This window comes from Pseudoalteromonas sp. TAB23 (assembly GCF_000498075.1).
Lineage (GTDB): Bacteria > Pseudomonadota > Gammaproteobacteria > Enterobacterales > Alteromonadaceae > Pseudoalteromonas > Pseudoalteromonas arctica.
This window is the reverse complement of sequence record NZ_AUTP01000016.1, coordinates 1-2,641: the sequence shown is the minus strand read 5'-3', so window position 1 is coordinate 2,641 and position 2,641 is coordinate 1. Positions and strand designations below refer to the sequence as shown.

The 2,641-nt window shown below is 41.6% G+C and carries 2 protein-coding genes; one reads left to right on the top strand and one right to left on the bottom strand.

Features of this window, described 5'->3' with window-relative positions; genetic code table 11:
- On the bottom strand, positions 1 to 1,433 hold a 1,433-nt coding region (locus L654_RS0100230), incomplete at its 3' end, for a glycoside hydrolase family 3 N-terminal domain-containing protein (protein ID WP_024606912.1).
- 239 nt (positions 1,434 to 1,672) lie between these two features.
- Between L654_RS0100230 and L654_RS0100225 the strand changes: the two genes are divergently transcribed.
- The coding region (locus L654_RS0100225) for a family 1 glycosylhydrolase (RefSeq protein ID WP_024606911.1) at positions 1,673 to 2,641 on the top strand (969 nt) is incomplete at its 3' end.

Genomic DNA, 2,641 nt, shown 5'->3' with positions numbered 1-2,641 from the left:
CCACCCGATTGCTTGCCTATGTTATCGGCCGCATCGCCTGCTATGAGTATGTTGCTTGATGGGTTAAACGGTAATAAATGGTTGTTGTTTTTAAGCAGTACTAACGACTCTTGTACAGCTTGGCGGGCAATATCGCGATGTGCTGGCGCACCTATTAGTTCTAATTTACCTGAATATTTTCGATTTGCGGGGCTTGGTTTATCAAATAAACCCGCGCGTAATTTAACGCGTAAAATACGTGCTACGGCGTCATCTATTCGCGCCATTGTTATTGTGCCCGCTTTTACTTGTTTAATTGTATTTTCATAAAGTGGTTTCCAAGCACCCGTTGGCACCATAAAAATATCAAGCCCCGCATTAACAGCCTGTGGGCAACTTTCATTTGTACAGCCTGCAACTTGTCCGTGTCCGTTCCAATCGCCTACAACAAAGCCATCAAAACCCATTTTTGTTTTTAACACATCGGTAAGTAAGTATTTATTGCCGTGATTTTTTTTACCATTCCAGCTATTAAACGATGCCATAACCGACTGACTACCTGCGGTTAAGCCTCCTATATAACCTTGTGCATGAATGTTATATAACGTCTCTTCGCTATCAATGTTGTCCCCTTGATCGTCGCCATCTACCGTGCCGCCATCGCCTAAAAAGTGCTTAACAGTGCTAATTACGCGTTTGTCACTTAAAAAGTCCTCATCGGCTCTGCCTTGCAATCCGTTTACAATTGCGGCTGAATACTCACGTACAATTGCAGGGTCTTCTGAGTAGCCTTCGTACGTTCTGCCCCATCGGTCGTCGCGCACAACCGCAACAGTCGGTGCAAACACCCAATCTATGCCTGTTGCCATTACCTCTATCGCAGTAGCTGCTGCAATGCGCTCAATTAATGCGGGGTTATTAGCAGCACCTAAACCAATATTGTGCGGAAATAACGTCGCCCCAATCACATTATTATGGCCATGTACTGCATCAGTGCCCCACATGGTCGGAATTTTACTGCCATCAATTGAGTCATCAACTGATGCCTGATACATGCTCTCAGCAAGTGTTATCCAATCTGCAGGCGTTGCATGCTTATTAGCATTTGGGAAAGAGCCACCGCCATTTAAATACGAACCAAAACCGTATTTGCGCATGTCTTCAACACTAATATCGCGAATTTCAGGTTGGATCATTTGCGCTACTTTTTGCTCAAGCGTCATTGTTTTTAAATACTGTGCAATTGTATTTTCAATTTCGGGCGTTTTAACTACCTTACTTTTAAGGGTTGGCCAAAGTGATAAATCCCCTTGCTCATGCTCAGCCTTTTTGGCTACGGCGCTTTGGCTATTATTTGCGTTAATCTCTTGTTTATTACACCCACTTAAAACGCACAACCCTCCTATTAAAATTGGGAGCATGTGTAACCTGTTAGTGTTTAAGCTTTTTTTCATTTTTATAGCCCTGTGTTGTGTCAGTGTGATTTTGTGAGCGCCTATTTGTTATTTAAATTTAACTATTGACCTGTTTAACAATAGCCACTAACCTAAATATGGAAGCGCTTCCTTAAAGTTATTAAATACCATACTTAGTGATTAATCAAATTAAATATGGAAGCGCTTCCAATAATGAATTTAATATACGCTCTATACAAAGCAAACTTTACCAAAAAAGAAGCAGAGGTTTTCTCTTAATGAAACAATTATCTTTACCTAGTGGCTCACCACTTTTAGCCAAAAATTTTACTTATGGTGTAGCTACGGCCTCATTTCAAATTGAAGGCGGCGCAGCTGATCGCTTGCCATGTATTTGGGATACCTTTTGCAGTAAAGAAGGCAAAATAGTCGACAATTCAAATGGCGATGTAGCCTGCGAGCACTACACTCGCTGGAAAGACGATATAAACTTAATTGAATCATTAGGTGTAGACGCTTACAGACTTTCTATTTCGTGGCCGCGTGTAATGACTAAAAGCGGTCACTTAAACCCGACAGGCGTTAAGTTTTATATCGACATTTTAGATGAATTAAAACGCCGTAACATTAAAGCTTTTGTAACGCTGTATCACTGGGATTTACCACAACATATTGAAGATGAAGGCGGTTGGCTAAACCGTAACACCGCTTACGAATTTGCACATTACACAGATTTAATTACCAAAGCTTTTGGGGAACGTGTGCACTCTTACGCCACCTTAAACGAGCCGTTTTGCAGCTCTTACTTAGGTTACGAAATAGGCGTACATGCGCCTGGCATAGTAGGTCGCGAATTTGGTCGTAAAGCCGCGCACCACTTATTACTGGGTCACGGTTTGGCTATGCAAGTACTTGCTAAAAATAGCCCAAATACACTAAACGGTATTGTACTTAACTTTACGCCTTGTTACTCAGTTACCCAAAGTGAAGACGATTTAAAAGCCACTGCATTTGCTGATGACTATATAAACCAATGGTACATGCAGCCTGTAATGCAAGGTAAATACCCTGATATTATTAAGCAATTACCTAAAGCCCACCGCCCAGATATTTTAGATGGCGACATGGAAATAATTGCTCAACCGCTAGATTACCTAGGGGTTAACTTTTATACCCGCATGCATTATCAAGCAAGCGATTCCGACTTTTACCATGAGCTGCCACATAAAGCACCAATGACTGATATA